General features: G+C 57.1%; 14 protein-coding genes and 2 pseudogenes. 8 read left to right on the top strand and 8 right to left on the bottom strand.

What is annotated here, in order from left to right; genetic code table 11:
* Nucleotides 1-12: 12 nt before the first annotated feature.
* Nucleotides 13-1926 carry a PTS 2-O-a-mannosyl-D-glycerate transporter subunit IIABC gene (mngA, locus tag ACK3SD_RS19820; RefSeq protein WP_481128033.1) on the bottom strand — a complete coding sequence of 638 codons (1914 nt, stop codon included), beginning with the start codon at nt 1924-1926 and terminating at the stop codon, nt 13-15.
* 188 nt (nt 1927-2114) lie between these two features.
* On the opposite strand from mngA, the gene ACK3SD_RS19815 reads away from it, so the two are divergent.
* From ACK3SD_RS19815 to fdhA, 4 genes and pseudogenes are all read left to right on the top strand, one after another.
* Nucleotides 2115-2834, top strand: a complete 720-nt coding sequence (locus ACK3SD_RS19815) for a GntR family transcriptional regulator (RefSeq protein ID WP_481128032.1) — start codon at nt 2115-2117, stop codon at nt 2832-2834.
* A gap of 137 nt (nt 2835-2971) precedes the next feature.
* Nucleotides 2972-3094 (top strand): annotated as a pseudogene (locus ACK3SD_RS19810) (IS5/IS1182 family transposase); the annotation flags it as partial.
* Between the two features lie 115 nt (nt 3095-3209).
* Nucleotides 3210-3665, top strand: coding sequence for a DUF4174 domain-containing protein (locus ACK3SD_RS19805; RefSeq protein WP_481128031.1), 456 nt, complete (start codon nt 3210-3212; stop codon nt 3663-3665).
* A gap of 559 nt (nt 3666-4224) precedes the next feature.
* The gene (gene fdhA / locus ACK3SD_RS19800) at nt 4225-5415 is read left to right on the top strand and encodes a formaldehyde dehydrogenase, glutathione-independent (protein WP_481128030.1); all 1191 of its coding nucleotides are present in this window, start codon (nt 4225-4227) and stop codon (nt 5413-5415) included.
* A gap of 93 nt (nt 5416-5508) precedes the next feature.
* Here fdhA and ftrA read toward each other — a convergent pair whose 3' ends face one another.
* Entirely contained in the window at nt 5509-6477 is a 969-nt protein-coding gene (gene ftrA, locus ACK3SD_RS19795) for a transcriptional regulator FtrA (protein WP_481128053.1), read from the bottom strand.
* Nucleotides 6478-6572: 95 nt separating this feature from the next.
* Between ftrA and ACK3SD_RS19790 the strand changes: the two genes are divergently transcribed.
* Both ACK3SD_RS19790 and ACK3SD_RS19785 read left to right on the top strand, forming a co-directional pair.
* On the top strand, nt 6573-7007 hold the full coding sequence (locus tag ACK3SD_RS19790; protein ID WP_481128029.1) for a rhodanese-like domain-containing protein: 435 nt from the start codon (nt 6573-6575) through the stop codon (nt 7005-7007).
* On the top strand, nt 7001-7486 hold the full coding sequence (locus ACK3SD_RS19785) for an N-acetyltransferase family protein (RefSeq protein ID WP_481128028.1): 486 nt from the start codon (nt 7001-7003) through the stop codon (nt 7484-7486). The genes ACK3SD_RS19790 and ACK3SD_RS19785 overlap by 7 nt, the downstream gene beginning before the upstream one ends.
* 611 nt (nt 7487-8097) lie before the next feature.
* Here ACK3SD_RS19785 and ACK3SD_RS19780 read toward each other — a convergent pair.
* Nucleotides 8098-8363: pseudogene (locus tag ACK3SD_RS19780) on the bottom strand (SDR family oxidoreductase); the annotation flags it as partial.
* Nucleotides 8364-8484: 121 nt separating this feature from the next.
* Here ACK3SD_RS19780 and zigA point away from each other — a divergent pair.
* Nucleotides 8485-9702: a zinc metallochaperone GTPase ZigA gene (zigA, locus tag ACK3SD_RS19775; RefSeq protein ID WP_481128027.1), complete on the top strand. Its 1218-nt coding sequence runs from the start codon at nt 8485-8487 to the stop codon at nt 9700-9702.
* Nucleotides 9703-9786: 84 nt separating this feature from the next.
* On the opposite strand, the gene paoC is transcribed toward zigA, so the two are convergent.
* The 5 genes from paoC to ACK3SD_RS19750 form a co-directional block, all read right to left on the bottom strand.
* The gene (gene paoC, locus ACK3SD_RS19770; RefSeq protein ID WP_481128026.1) at nt 9787-11982 is read right to left on the bottom strand and encodes an aldehyde oxidoreductase molybdenum-binding subunit PaoC; all 2196 of its coding nucleotides are present in this window, start codon (nt 11980-11982) and stop codon (nt 9787-9789) included.
* Nucleotides 11983-11986: 4 nt separating this feature from the next.
* Nucleotides 11987-12937 (bottom strand): FAD binding domain-containing protein, encoded by a 951-nt coding sequence (locus ACK3SD_RS19765; RefSeq protein WP_481128025.1) that lies wholly within the window; start codon nt 12935-12937, stop codon nt 11987-11989.
* Complete coding sequence (paoA, locus tag ACK3SD_RS19760; protein ID WP_481128052.1) at nt 12934-13557, bottom strand: aldehyde dehydrogenase iron-sulfur subunit PaoA; 624 nt, start codon at nt 13555-13557, stop codon at nt 12934-12936. Before paoA ends, ACK3SD_RS19765 begins: the two co-directional genes overlap by 4 nt.
* Nucleotides 13558-13895: 338 nt before the next feature.
* Complete coding sequence (locus tag ACK3SD_RS19755) at nt 13896-14642, bottom strand: carboxymuconolactone decarboxylase family protein (RefSeq protein ID WP_481128024.1); 747 nt, start codon at nt 14640-14642, stop codon at nt 13896-13898.
* Nucleotides 14643-14653: 11 nt separating this feature from the next.
* The gene (locus ACK3SD_RS19750; protein WP_481128051.1) at nt 14654-15106 is read right to left on the bottom strand and encodes a (R)-mandelonitrile lyase; all 453 of its coding nucleotides are present in this window, start codon (nt 15104-15106) and stop codon (nt 14654-14656) included.
* Nucleotides 15107-15517: 411 nt separating this feature from the next.
* Between ACK3SD_RS19750 and ACK3SD_RS19745 the strand changes: the two genes are divergently transcribed.
* The gene (locus tag ACK3SD_RS19745) at nt 15518-15919 is read left to right on the top strand and encodes a (R)-mandelonitrile lyase (RefSeq protein WP_137765163.1); all 402 of its coding nucleotides are present in this window, start codon (nt 15518-15520) and stop codon (nt 15917-15919) included.
* Nucleotides 15920-16054: the final 135 nt, after the last annotated feature.

The raw sequence follows: 16054 nt of genomic DNA, 5'->3' as shown, positions 1-16054 counted from the left end.
AAGGTGTCTGAATTAAGGTAAAAGGGTGTCGATAACATATTTGCCCTGTCGAACCGCCTGACGCCGCCAGATGATCAGGATGCAGGTGGAAATGGCCGTACCGACCAGCGCTGCTGCAAACCAGCTTGCCGCTGCCATCACGCCTCCCAGCCCGTTATCGTGTAGCAAAAAGAGCGAGAAAATGCCCGCGCCCGGCGTCGAAAGGCCGATGCCCGCCGCGCCGACCATCGCGCCCGTGACCAGCGAACCCAGCACAAAGGAGCCGATGACCCGGAGCGGATCTTCAATCGCCATGGGGATTGCCCCTTCAGTGATACCTGCCAGCCCTAAAAGCCAGGTGGATTTGCCCGTTTCGATCTCAAACTCTCTAAAGTAGCGCGGCGCAATCAGCGTTGAAGCGGTAACCGTGAACGCGGAAACCATTTTGACCGAGGCAAAAATGGCATAGGGGCCGTAGACCCCGTTCGCCATCGCGCCAAGGCAAAAAGCGTAGGCGGCTTTATTGACCGGCCCGCCCAAATCAAAGGAGCACATGAAACCTATAATCGCGCCCAGCAGCAGCGCATTGGCCCCGGACAAGCCGTTAAGCCACGCGGTCAGACTGTTGTTGATCCACGCCACCGGTTCGCCGATGACAAACAGCATCAGACTGCCCGCGCCGAGCGTGCCGATCACCGGATAAAGATAAAACGTCAGAAAACCGTTGAAACGGCTGCTCATGCGGATATGCGCTTTCACCCAGCGCATGAGATAGCCCGCGATCAGACCACCTGCAATCGCGCCTAAAAAGCCGGAGCCGATCATGTTGGCCGCCAGACCCGCCGCAAAACCAGGCGTCAGCGCGGGTTTATCTGCCAGCGCATACGCGGTGTAGGCTGCCAGCACCGGAACCATCAGCGTGCCGAGCATCCCGCCACCCAGCTTGCGATAGAGCCACAGCCAGGAGTTCTCCATATCAAACAGATGCTGGAGGCCAAAAATTTGCGCCAGCAGAACCGCCACCGCCAGCATTGTCCCTCCGGCGACAATCAGTGGCACAGCAAAGGAAATGCCGCTGAGCAGCGCCTGCTTCAGCTCGGTTTTGACGCTTTTCGGCGCATCGGTATGCGGTGTGGCACGTGAAGCCGCAACGGGTGGCAACGCCAGAGCTTTGGCGAGTAAACTTTCCGCGTGGCGAATCGGCTCTGCTACCGGCACGCTTAGCGTGGGCAGGCCAGCAAAGCGATCGCTATCTTTAATCGCCACTTCGGCGGCAAAAATACAGGCCTGCGCGCGATTGAGCTGCTCCGCGGTTAATCGCGCTTCAATACCGTTCGCCCCCTGCTTTTCAACGTGCACGTTAATACCGAGCTTTTGCCCTGCCTTTTCGAGGTACTCCGCCGCCATGTAGGTGTGCGCTATCCCCGCCGGACAGGCGGTTACGCATACGATAGTGGGCGCGTCCTGCACCCGTTCCGCCGTTGTCTCCGCGTGGCCATCTGCCAACACCGCCAGCAGCGCGTCAGGCGTTTTTGCCGCCATTATCGCTGCGCGCGCATCGTCATCGGCCAGCAGGCTGGTGAGTTCGGTCAACAGCTGTATATGGGTAGAGCCTGCTTCGGCATAGGGAATGGCCAGTAAAAAAATCAGCTCGACGTTTTCCGGGCCATCAACACCCTCCCATTCAAGCGGCTGAGTTAAGGTTGCCACCGCAAATGCCGCCTCGTTGACCGCTGCGGATTTACCGTGCGGCACCGCCAACCCTTCACCCAGTGCGGTGGGGCCGTTGGCTTCTCGGGCATACACGTCTGCTAAAAAATCCTGCTTATTGCTCAATTTACCCAATGCATTCAGCCGTTCCGCCAGCGCATGGATGGCTTCATCGCGGCTGTTGAAACAGGTCTGAATCAGGCAGGTATCCGGGTGGGTTAACGCCGTTAACTTCATCACGTCCTCACTGTGTTGCTAAGCCGTCGGGGTAACGGCTTCAGGAAGGCGCATTGTGCCGAACAAAACAAGACAATTACGTGATCAATTTCATCGATTCACTATATTTGTATTAAAGTTGTATTATTTACATTGTCAATGCGACGGGCATAATCGCCATAATTTGTGCGATACAACTGCGAGCGCCCATGACCAAAAAACCGATGTACCGTCAGATTGCCGACGCCCTTCGCGAGCAGGTGCAGTGCGGCGAATTAAAACCCGGCGACGCGCTGCCCACTGAATCCGCACTTCAGACGCAGTTCGGCGTCAGCCGCGTCACGGTACGCCAGGCGCTAAAACAGCTCACCCAGGAAGCCATTATCGAAAGCATTCAAGGCAGCGGCTCCTATGTGAAAGAGGAGCGGGTCAATTACGATATCTACCAGCTCACCAGTTTTTACGAGAAGTTGGCGGATCGTAATGTCGCCACCCACAGCGAAGTGCACGTTTTTGAAGTGATCAGTACCGATGAAACCCTTGCCGATCGGCTGGCGATAGACGTGGGCGAAAAGGCGTGGCACGTGAAGCGCGTGCGCTTTATCAAGCAAAAAGCGGTCACGATGGAAGAAACCTGGATGCCGCTGGCTCTGTTTCCCGATCTCACTTGGGAAGTGATGGAGAATTCCAAATACCACTACATTGAGCAGATCAAAAAGATGGTAATCGATCGCAGCGAGCAGGAAATTGTGCCGGTGATGCCCAGCGCGGAGGCGATCGCCGCACTGGCGCTCGATCCGGCGCAGCCGGTGCTGGAGAAGATCTCACGGGGATTTTTGCAGGACGGGCGGGTATTTGAGTACAGCAGCAACACCTTCCGTCGCGATGAGTATAAGTTCACCCTGGTGGCGCGGCGAAAGCAGCGGTGAAGTCTTACCAGACAAAAAACTGAGCCTGATGACACGCCGTACCCGGGCACGGATTTTCTGTCTTGGGACGATGTTCTCCGTGCGGTTAATGCACCCGAAGCCCTTAAGGGTGGGCTGCCTATTAACCCCACTTCACCCGAAAATCAAATGAGAAAATGGCATCGGATGGGCGTTCACAACTGGAGCGTAATGCGTACCGCAATCGTCACGTTGTTGAGCGATGTTTTGGTCGCCTGAAAGAGTACCGTCGTATAGCTACGCCCTGATGCTCTTATGCAGGGCATCTTGCCAGGTAAAGAAAAGTGAATCTGTATGTTCTTTGCCCTCTTTCTTCTACCCTTATCAGGGTGTCTGTAACGGATAAGGAAAAAAAGAATGTCTATGTCAGCATATTCCCTCCTCTTGCGTGCACCGGGCAAAAGCCTGCTTATGACCCTGCTCTGTGTGGTGTTGAGCAATACAGCCCATGCAGTAGAGAACTCAATGTTTCAGATATTGGCAGCGGATTCAGCCGCGCTGGAGGCATATCGCTGGAATAAACGGCCGGTGATAATATTTGCTGCCTCACAGCAGGATGCGAAATATATTGAGCAGGTCAGGATGCTCAAACAGCAGCAGCCCGCACTGGAGGAGCGCGATATTATTGTGCTGACAGATACCTCGCCGAATACCAAAAGCACGCTGCGTTCGCAGTTACAGCCTGAAGGTTTTGAAATCGTGTTGGTGGGGAAAGATGGCGGCATAAAACTGCGGGAAACGTCACCTATCTCAGCGGAGGTTTTGCTATCCACCATCGACAGGATGCCGATGCGTAAAGCGGGGCAAGATTAACAGCCCGCTCATGGTCGTACCGGTTTTATGGGGGAACGTGTTCGCCCATTATTCGAACGGTAAAAAGTCATGTATTAGCCATCAATGGCAGGCTCTACCGCCCTCTCCCTGATCGGGCGTGTGTATCGCGCGACTGCCGCAAATTATTCCCTATCGTGCCTGCTACCCCGCGCTGAACATCCAGGCGCGGTACGTGAATGTCTGTAAAAGGCCAATCCTGAGATATCAGTCTATTATGAAGATTCATTTGGTGGTTAAACAACCAATAGGGAAGCCGTAGCTGGGCGTTTCCAGTCCTTGGGGAGGCCCTGCTGGCAGTACGGTTCCAGGAGTCCGGCACGGCCGTGAGGGTTGCGTCGGTCTTCACACCGAATGAACTGCCGCCAGCGCAAGTCTGACAATATTTTGAGCCTGTGGAGTGGGAGTCTGTAGTACCTAAGCCCGTGCTTGATGGCGAAAGAGTGATGAGCCACAACGGCGGTAATGATGAGGAAGAGATAAACAACTACTTCACAACATGCCCTCCCTCAAGCATAGGGCATCACATTAAGGAGATGTTATGAGCACTCAATCAAACCGCGGCGTCGTTTATCAGGGGCCGGGCAAGGTGGAAGTTGAAGATATCCCTGATCCCACGTTTACCAATCCTGCCGGTAAGAAAATCGAACACGCCGTGATCCTGAAAGTCATTTCAACCAACATCTGCGGCTCGGATCAGCACATGGTGCGCGGCCGGACTACGGCTCCTGCGGGCATGGTGTTGGGGCATGAGATTACCGGGGAAGTGATCGAAAAGGGTCGCGATGTAGAGATGCTGGCCGTCGGCGACATTGTGTCAGTGCCTTTCAACGTGGCCTGTGGCCGCTGCCGCTGCTGCCGTGAGCTGGATACCGGTGTCTGCCTGACGGTCAACCCGTCCCGCGCGGGTGGCGCTTATGGTTATGTGGATATGGGCGGCTGGGTGGGTGGGCAGGCCAGATATGTCATGGTGCCCTACGCTGACTTTAACCTGCTGAAGTTCCCCGATCGCGATCAGGCGCTAGCCAAGATAAAAGATTTGACCATGCTCTCAGACATCTTGCCGACCGGTTTCCATGGGGCTGTGACGGCGGGCGTTGGCGTCGGTTCCATCACCTATGTGGCGGGCGCTGGCCCGGTGGGCCTGGCGGCCGCGGCGTCAGCGCAGATCCTTGGTGCAGCGGTGGTCATGGTGGGCGATTTCAATCAGGAGCGCCTCGCGCACGCGGCAAAAATGGGCTTTGTGCCAATCGATCTGAGTAAACACGATCGTCTGGGGGAGATGGTCGAGCAGGTGGTGGGCGTGCCGGAGGTGGACTCCGCCATTGACGCGGTCGGTTTTGAAGCGCGCGGACACTCTGGCAAAGAGCAGCCGGCGATCGTGCTTAATCAGATGATGGAAATTACCCGCGTGGCGGGCAAGATCGGCATTCCCGGCCTGTATGTCACACAAGATCCGGGCGCCCATGAGAAAGCGGCACAGCAGGGATCGCTTAGTCTGCAGTTCGGCTTGGGTTGGTCGAAGGCGCAATCTTTCCACACCGGCCAGACCCCGGTGCTGCGCTACAACCGCCAGCTAATGAACGCCATCCTGCATGACCGCTTGCCCATCGCGAAAATTGTGAATGCACAGGTCATTCCGCTGGAAGCGGCTATCGAAGGGTATGCGCAGTTTGACGCGGGCGTTGCGGCAAAATATGTACTCGACCCGCATGGGATGCTGACTGATTAATCCCTGCTAAAATCTCGCCAGAGCCACAGAGAGCCTAAGCGCCTGTGGCTCTGTTTTAGGGGCAATTCGTTTCCTATGTCATTAAATAAACGCCTACTCTGCGCCTATTTTCCCAAACTGATTGCGATATGAAGAGGGCGAGATGCCAACGGCTTTACGGAAAGCGGCACGGAAACTCTCCATAGAGTTGAACCCGCAGCGCGCCATAATCTGCTCACTGTGCAGGTGATTGCTTTCCAATAAGTCACGCGCCAAGTTCATTCGCGCTTGCAGCACCCATGTCTTGGGCGTAATACCCATCGCTTCCCGGAACCGCCTTAAAAAAGTCCGCTCTGACATTAACGCTTTATCCGCCAATTGTTTGACTGACAGATCGCTGTCCAAATTCTGGAGCGCCCACTCAAGCACGGAGGCAATTTCATCCCGGGGCTTCTGGGCAACGGGAGAAGGGATAAATTGGGTCTGCCCGCCAGAACGCTGGGGAGCCATGACCAAGCGCCTGGCAACAATATTGGCGACATGCATCCCGTAATCACGGCTCACCAGATGAAGGCAGGCATCAATACCCGCAGCACTCCCCGCCGAGGTAATTATCTGCCCGCTGTCAACATAAAGCACATTGGGGTCAACAGTGATGCCGGGATAACGTTCAGCGAGTTCATCGGTATATCGCCAGTGCGTGGTTGCACTCTTCCCATCCAATAAACCTGCGGCGGCAAGCACAAATACCCCCGAACAGATTGAGAGCAGGCGCGCCCCGCGCTGGTAGGCGTCATTTAAGGCGTCCAGCAGTTCCTGCGGTGGTGTTTCATCACGGTTACGCCAGCCGGGAATAATAATGGTGTGCGCTTCACTCAATGATTCCAGCCCAAAACGGGAGGCAACCTGGATCCCACCTGACGCCTGCATTGGATAGGCATCCACCGCCACTATCCGGTGTTCATACCAAGGGAAATTAAATTCGGGGCGTGGCAGGCCGAATATCTCCACCGCGATCCCAAACTCAAAGGTACACAGCCCGTCATAGGCAAGAATAGCCACGACATTTGGATGATTTAACATTGGCGGAAAACTACCAGTTATTGTCAGATGCGCCACTGTATCAGTTTGTCCGCGCTCCATACAATCAACCTACATTCACACAAGAGACCTTTCCTATGCCAAGTTTAATCAGTGAAATAGCCGCCGCTACCCCTTCAGAAGCCCTGCAACACTTTAGCCGTCGCCTGGCCTTTGAGACCGATTGTTCTGATGTGCATCAAAGCCAGAAGACGGGCAATGTAGACTATGTGTTGGTCGATGTAAGAAGCCATGAGGCATTCTCGGCAGCGCATGTGCCCGGCGCAATCAGTATTCCGACGCGTACCATAACTGAAGAGAGAATGGCCGACTATCCACGCGATACGCTGTTTGTGGTCTACTGCGCAGGCCCGCACTGTAACGGCGTACACCGGGCAGCGGTTCGTCTGGCTGGTTTGGGCTTTCCGGTAAAAGAGATGATTGGCGGCCTGACCGGTTGGGTGGATGAAGGGCTTTCCCTGCAGGGAGAAGCCACCCCCGCCGCTACCGATGGATTCTCCTGCGAATGTTAAGTCGCGATATGACGATTCGGGCAGCAATGCCCGATGATATACCCGCCCTGCTCAAGCACATGCGTTTTCTGGCGGAGTTCGAGGACTATATCAGGGAATTTGACGTCGACGAGCACTCACTGCTGGCACGCGCGTTTGGCGAGCACCCTGAATGCCATATTTTTGTGGCTGAGTGCAGTGATGGCCTTGCGGGTTATGCCGTGGGGTTAATTATCCCTTTTACCTATGACCTAAAATGCACGGTTGTTCTCAAGGAGCTGTTTGTCGATGCGGGTTATAGGGGACATGGCGTGGGGTCAGCACTCTTTCGCCATCTCGCGGCCTGGACTTTGGCAAAAGGGGGCGGCCGATTGAAATGGGATGTCATGGCCGGGAATCATCAGGCTGAAGCCTTCTATAAAAAGCATGGCGGCGCCCCTGACCAGAAGTGGATACCTTATGCAATGAATGAAGAGGCACTGCAAAACCTGCACAAGTGAATCTCTTCGCACTATATAAAATAGTCGTTGATAGGTCTGGTGCACTATTTGGGTAATGGGGAGTGAACTATAAAAATAGCCTCCTAATGTAGAAGCCCACAGTAATATAGGGACATTCGGCATGGCATAAAGATGGCTGCGGGTTATATTGAATGGAGCAGACTCCTTGCTTAACGTCTCAGATATCCTTTCCAGCGTAAACAATTGATGGCCTATGGAAAAAGTTGGGATATGCCACTATAAAGAGTGGCAGATTGGAGAAAACCCTACTTTAAGGATGAATCAATGTCTCACTCCTCATCAAGGAAAAGAGTTCTGGACCCCACAAGACCCTTGGCACACAGGGCTTCGCATGCAAGAAGTTGTGTTAACCATGTCGCTAACAGATTGGGTATTACCCGTTATGAATTAATGAAGAAGGTTGAAGAGGAGATAGGGATAAATCTGGAATCACCACCGGAATCGGAAGAAAAACTGCTTAAAGCATTTCACTATATGGAAAATCTTTAATTTTAAACCGCCCGTAGTGCAGCACGGCCTGAAAGAGAGGGCGCTTGCCAATTAGGTGGAGTAGAGCATGAGAAGCGGGCCAGCAATAATTTGTACTGCCCGCTAATTCCATTATCCTCAAACTGCTGACGCGACTCCTCCGGCATAAAATGCCTGAAATTCGTTTTAATTGGACCCGGCACCCATGTATTGGCGCGTATACGGCGCCCGGCTAGCGCAGAGGCCCAACTTTCACCATCGCGACAACGGCACCTTTAGTGGCGGCATACAGGCTTGTCATTGCCGCACCTTGGTAAACAGAAGACGATGAGGTTACCAGAACAGAGGAGCCTGAATTGAGTGAGCCGAAGAGAGCAGGTTGCTGAATGTGAAGCAGCAGACTCCGTGTAGACAGTCACTTTAGTTATGTTATAACATAACATTTAAGGTGGCGTCAGCGGGTATCCCCCTTGAGCACACCTTTAGTTTATTTTCTTCAAGGAGCCGCAATGTCATTCATCCCTTTCACATCCAACCCCCCAAAATTGCCGGTTACGGTGCTCTCCGGTTTTCTCGGCGCTGGCAAAACCACCCTGCTTAACCACATCCTGAATAACCGCGAGGGGCGGCGGGTAGCGGTCATCGTCAACGATATGTCTGAGGTCAACATTGATGCCGCGCTGGTGCGCGATGGCGGGGCCGAACTGTCGCGAACGGATGAGAAACTGGTGGAGATGAGCAATGGCTGCATCTGCTGCACCTTGCGTGAGGATTTGCTGCTTGAGGTGAACCGACTGGCGAAAGAGGGCCGTTTCGACCATTTGGTCATTGAGTCCACTGGGATCTCTGAGCCACTGCCGGTGGCGGAGACATTTACCTTCGCCGATGAGGATGGGCAAAGCCTCTCTGAGGTGGCCCGCCTCGATACAATGGTGACCGTGGTGGATGGCTTCAATTTCCTACGCGACTATGAGTCTGATGAGAGCATCCGCGCCCGGGGTGAATCGCTGGGCGAAGAGGATGAGCGCACGGTGGTGGATCTCCTGATCGACCAGATTGAGTTCTGTGACGTCCTGATCCTCAATAAGATGGATCTGGTTGATGAGCAACAGAAAAAGCGGCTGACCGCCATTCTGCGCTCGCTGAACCCGCGCGCCAAGATTGTTACCTCCTCTTTTGGTCAGGTGGATCTCGATCAGGTGCTGAACACCGGCCTGTTTGACTTTGATGCCGCCTCGCAGGCGCCGGGCTGGTTGAAAGAACTACGTGGGGAGCACACGCCAGAGACGGAAGAGTATGGCATTCGCAGCTTTGTCTATCGCGCGCGCCGCCCGTTCCACCCGCAGCGCTTCTGGGAGATCGTGGAGGGAGATATGCGCGGCGTGGTGCGGTCGAAGGGCTTCTTCTGGCTGGCCAGCCGCCCGCGCCATGCTGGCTCCTGGTCGCAGGCCGGTGGGGTCAGCCGGCAGGGGCTGGCGGGCCTGTGGTGGGCGAGTGTGCCACAGGAGCGCTGGCCGCAGGATCCGGACACCTTGCAGTTCATTCTGGAGAACTGGGTGGTAGGCACCGGCGATGCGCGCCAGGAGCTGGTGTTTATCGGCATCAACATGGATGAGGCGCAGTTAAGGCAGCAACTTGATGCTGCCCTGCTGACGTATGATGAGATGAATAAGGGGCCTGAAGGCTGGGAGAACTTCCCCGACCCATTTCAGCCGTGGTTTGGGTAATGCCCGTCTGCACCTGCTGGCGCGGCACTGGCTCTGAAGGTAAAAAGCGGGCGGCCTATGGCCGCCCGCGTCTATCAGCTGTGCCTAGACCAGCTGTGGCAAGCCCTTCAGCAGTTTGTCGAGCGTAATCGGGTAATCCCTGACGCGCACGCCGGTGGCGTTGTAGATGGCATTGGCAATCGCCGCGCTGACGCCGCATAGCCCCAGTTCGCCGACGCCTTTCGCTTTCATCGGTGACGAGACGGGATCGGTGTCGTCGAGGAAAATGACCTCCTGCTCGGGAATATCAGCATGGACTGGCACCTCGTAGCCCGCCAAATCGTGGTTCACGAAGTAGCCCAGCCGCGTATCCACCGCCAGCTCCTCCATTAGCGCGGCACCCACGCCCATCGTCATCGCCCCAATCACTTGGCTGCGCGCGGTTTTAGGGTTGAGGATCCGCCCGGCGGCACACACCGCCAGCATACGGCGGATACGCACCTCGCCGGTGGCCATATCGACGCCCACCTCGACAAAGTGCCCGGCGAAGGTCGATTGCTGGTACTTTTTCGCCAGATCGCCAAATTCAATGGTGTCTTCCACCGTGATCCGGCCGCCCTGCGCCGCGTCAGCGAGTGGGATACGGCGGTCGCCGACGCGCACCTCACCCTCGACAAAGCGCGCCTCGTCAGCGGCCAGCCCAAGCTTTTGCGCCACCGCCTCACGCAGTTTCACGCACGCCGCATAGACGCCAGCGGTGGAACTGTTGGCGCCCCACTGCCCGCCCGATCCGGCCGACACCGGAAAATCTGAGTCGCCCAGACGTACCATCACCTTCTCTAGCGGCACGCCCATCATTTCCGCAGCGGTCTGGGCGATGATGGTGTAGCTGCCGGTACCGATGTCCGTCATATCCGTCTCAACGGTGACCACGCCCTGTGGGTCGAGATGCACCCGCGCGCCAGAGGCCATCACCAGATTGTTACGGAAGCCCGCCGCCACGCCCATGCCGACTAACCAGCGGCCGTCGCGCACCTGTCCGGGCTGGGCATTGCGGCGGCTCCAGCCAAATTTCTCCTCGCCGGTGCGCAGGCACTCCACCAGCTGACGCCGGGAAAAGGGCCGGTCAGGATTCGCCGGATCGACCTGCGTGTCATTGAGAATACGGAACGCCACCGGGTCCATGCCCAGCTTCTCCGCCATCTCGTCAATGGCGATCTCCAGCGCCATCAATCCCGGTGCCTCGCCGGGTGCGCGCATGGCGTTGCCCTCCGGCAAATCGAGCCTTGCCAGCCGCAGCCCGGTAAAACGGTTGGCACCGGCATAGAGCAGCTCCGTTTGCTGGACGGCCGTCTCGGACTTGCCTTCAGGCAGATTGCCCGACCAGCTCTCATGGGCAATCGCGGTGATATGCCCCACGCTGTCGGTGCCAATGCGGATGTGCTGGATGGTGGCCGGGCGATGGGTAGTGTTGTTAGGGATAAGAGGACGGGACAGGGCGAGTTTCACCGGGCGCTGTGCAGCCTTGGCACCCAGTGCCGCCAACACCGCGTCGCTGCGCAAAAACAGTTTGCCGCCAAAGCCCCCGCCAATATAGGGCGAGATCAAGCGAACGTTTTCGACCGGCACATTCAGCGTCTTCGCCAGATCTTCCCGGCCCCAGTTGATCATCTGGTTAGAAGTCCAGACGGTGACTTTATTCCCCTGCCACATGGCCAGCGAGGCATGTGGCTCCATCGCCATATGGCTCTGGTCGGGGGTGGTGTAGGTGGCGTCAAGCTTCACGGCGGCTGTGGCAAAGGCGCGCTCGAAGTCGCCGGTCTTTTTGTCCGGCTCGCTTTCATCCTGCTTCGCTGTCTCTTTTTCGCGCGCCAGATCCCACGCGCCGCGCTCCCGCCGGTAATCCACCTCAACCAACGCCGCCGCGGCACGCGCCTGCTCAAAGGTCTCCGCCACAACGATGGCAACCGCCTGATGGTAGTGCTGGATCTCCTTGCCTGCCAGCAGCGCGGCGGCATTCTTGTCGCCTTTGCCCAGACGGCCAGCATTGTCAGCGGTGACCACGGCCAGCACGCCCGGCGCGCGGCGCGCCGCCTCGGTGTTGATGCCGTTGATGCGGCCTTTGGCGATGGATGAACCCACGAGATAGCCATAGGCGGCATCAGGCGCAACATCATGCCACTCGTAGGCATAGGTCGCGGTGCCGGTGGTTTTTAGCGGCCCGTCGATACGGTCATGGGGCTTCCCGACCACCTTGAGCTGGTCTATGGGGTTATCTTTGGCCGGATTCTCAAATTTCATGCGTTCATGCCCTCGCTTCTGCCAGTACGGACGCGATCGTGCGCTTCGCCAGTGTCAGTTTGAACTCATTCTCAGGTGTTGGCTGGGCGTCAGCAAACAGGCGCTGGTACACCGCCTGAGTACCCTGTGCCATCTCCGCGTCGGCCTGCTCGCGCCGCCAAGGTTTATGCGCCACCCCGCCCAGCGCCACACGGCCGCTGCCGTCCGGCTGCACCACCATGGCGACCGACACCAGCGCAAACGCATAGGAGGCGCGATCGCGCACCTTGCGGTAGATGTGGTTGCCGCCGAGCGGGCGCGGCAGGGTGACGGCGGTAATGAGCTCGCCGGGCGTCAGGACGGTTTCCAGATGCGGGGTATCGCCCGGCGCACGGTAAAAATCGGCGATGGGAATGCTGCGTCCGTTGCCGGCCGGGTCAACCGTTTCAATCACGGCATCCAGCAGGCGCATACCCACCGCCATATCGCTCGGGTGCGTGGCGATGCAGGCTTTGCTGGCCCCAATGACCGCATGTTGGCGGCTGAAGCCCTCCAGCGCCGCGCAACCGCTGCCGGGCAGGCGTTTGTTGCAGGGCTGGTTAGTGTCATAGAAGTAGGGGCAGCGCGTACGCTGCAATAAATTGCCCGCGGTGGTGGCTTTGTTACGCAGCTGGCCAGAGGCACCGGCCAGTAACGCGCGCGACAGCACCGCATAATCCCGGCGCACCCGCATATCTGCCGCCAGATCGGTATTGCGCACCAGCGCGCCGATGCGCAACCCTCCCTCGGCGGTCGGCTCGATGCTATCCAGCGCCAGTCCGTTGACGTCGATCAGATGGGCAGGCGTCTCTATCTCCAGCTTCATCAGGTCGAGCAGATTGGTGCCGCCAGCGATAAATTTTGCTCCCGGCGTACGCTGCGCGCTTGCCGCCGCTTCCGCCGCTGTTTTTACGCGTTCATAGGTAAAAGCTTTCACGAGTGTTCACTCCCGGCGACGTCATTGATGGCAGCAAGAATGTTGGAATAGGCACCGCAACGGCAGATATTGCCGCTCATGCGCTCGCGGATTTCGCTGTCGCTCAGCGGGGGCGAGGAGGTGAGATCCGCCGTGACGTGGCTGGGGATGCCCGCTTTCAGCTCCTCCAGTACCGCAATCGTGGAGCAGATCTGCCCTGGCGTACAGTAACCGCACTGATAGCCGTCATGCTTGATGAAGGCCGCCTGCACCGGGTGCAGCTTGTCCGGGTTGCCGAACCCTTCAATCGTGGTGATGCGATCGTCCTGATGCATCACCGCAAGCGTCAGGCACGAGTTGATGCGGCGTCCATTGACCATCACGGTGCAGGCACCGCACTGCCCATGATCGCACCCCTTCTTGGTGCCGGTCAGGTGCAGATGCTCCCGCAACGCATCCAACAGCGTGGTGCGGGTATCAACGTCCAGCTGCCGCACCTCGCCGTTCACGTTGAGGGTCAGTGGGGATATCTCTGGCGGCGGCGTGACCTGAGGTTCACTGGCCCCAAATGCCGTGGTTGAGGGCACCGCCGCCACAATGGCTGTGGCTGCACCGGCCTTCAACAACCCCCGTCTCGACAGAGAGAGATCAACGTGCGGTGCACCGGGTTCGGCGGAAAGGCGGTGGCTATCGTGGTGGGGATGGTGTGCGGGTGTATTGTTTTTATCATTGCTCATATCGTGCCTCCAACGCAAAAAGTGAAAAATGCAGGCGCTTCGCTACCCAGGGGCGCGATTTTTATTTTCAACTTTTAAAGATAGATGCAATTAGGGGTAATGACTCTGCCTGATTGTTACATAGTGATATGAGTGCGGTTCATGAATCAGAAGCAGAGAAACTGGCCCGCCTGAACGATTAATGATTGAGAGGTTTTACCTCACCGTGCCGGAACCTTTTCCGACACGGTTTAGGTAAGACGTTACTGATTGAGGGAGTCCAGTGCTAATTTGAGCCGCTGTGCGGTGCCCTGCTCGCCCTGTGCGTTAAAGAAAGGCACCAGTTCAGCAAGCTGCCCGGCACTCAATCCAACGTTCATGCTGACATTGAGATGGGATTTAAGCTGCGATTCGACGCCGCTGAGGCTCGCCAGCGCCCCTACCGTCGCCAGTTCACGGTTTTTCCAGCTAAGGTTGTCGCGCGCAAAGATATCGCCGAACAGATGGGACTTCAGGTACTGGTCGATCGCCGGTGCAAACTCAAACAGCGCGCCCTGTACCGGCTTGCCCACCAGCGCGGTCTGGTTGCGCGTGCCTGCCGCCAGCATCTCCTCGGGGGTCGGCAGTGCGCCTGGATCCTGCCCCGGCTCATCCTGCTTGCCCTGCTGCTGGCGTGCATCCACTACCCGCATCAGTTCGCTCAACGCATTGAGGCTACGCGGAAACCCCGCATAGGCATACAGCTGCACCAGCACTTCCCGGCAGTCACTCACACTCAGGCCCGCATCCAGCCCGCGCCCGAGCGCGGCATGGAGACCAGACATATTGCCCACTGCCGCCGTGGCCGCTATCAGGGCAATGTTTTTTTGCTGTTCGGTCAGCGGGTGGGTCTGCTTTTGCAGCATCTGGTCGATTCGCCGCTGTTCAGGATGGGGCTGCTCCTCAGCCAGGCCGGAGGAGGATGCCAGCGCGGCACACATCACAAGCGCCATGTTAAAACCTTTGATCATCTGCTCTCTCCTCAGGATTTTTCCGCCATGCCATACTGCTCATCGCTGACCTTTTCCATCCAATCCACCACCTTGCCGCCAACGTTCTCCGCGATGGCGATGTGGGTCATGCTGCTTTCAGGCGCGGCACCATGCCAATGCTTCACGCCCGCCGGGATCCAGACCGTATCGCCCGGACGGATTTCGCGCACTGGCTTGCCCCACTCCTGCACCCGCCCCACGCCGGCGGTCACGATCAGTGTCTGGCCCTGCGGATGGGTATGCCACGCGGTGCGCGCCGCCGGCTCAAAGGTCACGGAAGCCCCGCTCACCCGTGCGGCCCCCGTTCCTTTGAACGGCGCGTCAATGCGCACGGAACCGGTAAAATAGTCGGCAGAACCTTTCACCGAAGGCTGGGTGCCATTTTCCCGTACGGTAATGGCAGAAGTATTTTCCTCAGCGGAGAGGGCAAAAGAACAACACATCAATGAGAGTGCAATAACGGATATTCGCTTCATACAGGCTCCATGCTTAATAGTGAAGGCTCGGGCAGCGTGGTGGAACCGCCAGCTTTTCAGTATAAAACCCACCTGCCGAGGGAATTATTCCTGATTCCCGCATGGTGTTATGAATGGAATGCAATAATCTGTTTGTGCATGTCCTCTTCTGGCTATTAACCCCTTGGGCCTCCTAATTTCTGCGATCGACCGGTACTCAGCAGTTAATCACCCCTTATTGATGAAATCTGCTCATTACTCCATTCTTATCGAGCAACTTATTCACGGCGTTGATCTGGCCTACACTCACTCCTTTAATGGCCTCGCAAGAGCGAGACAAATCCCAGAGCCGATCAACCAGCCCTGACAGATGCCAGCAGCAAAACTGAGGAGCAGCAGATGACTGATATTTATACGTGTGGTTCACAAGCGTCCATTGTCGGCCCTGAAGAGTGGTTCACCGGGACAGTGCGTATCGATCCGCTTTTCCCGGTCAATGAGCCGGCTCGTGCCAGCGGCGGCAGCGTGACCTTTGAACCCGGCGCGCGTACCGCCTGGCATACCCACCCACTCGGCCAGACGCTGATTGTCACCGCTGGCAGCGGCTATGTGCAGACCTGGGGCGAGCCAGCCCGCCAGATCCGGCCCGGCGACGTGGTGTGGATCCCGCCGTTTGAAAAACACTGGCACGGTGCCAGCGCCACCACCTTCATGACGCACATTGCGATTCAGGAAGCGCAGGATGGCAAGGCAGTGGAGTGGCTGGAAAAAGTGACCGATGAACAGTATGGGGAAAAGTGAGGAGCCACGGTAACAAAGATAACGTCATCATCATCACCGGCGCTGGGTGCACGACGCGGTGGCGACGGAGCTTACCGGCCATATTACCGAGTAAGAGATCGGTGCAGGAAAACGTGATTTTATAAACACCCTGCC

It is taken from the genome of Chimaeribacter sp. YP20170169 (assembly GCF_056739715.1).
The sequence above is the reverse complement of the archived record's forward strand: the minus strand, read 5'-3'. Positions and strand labels throughout refer to the sequence as shown.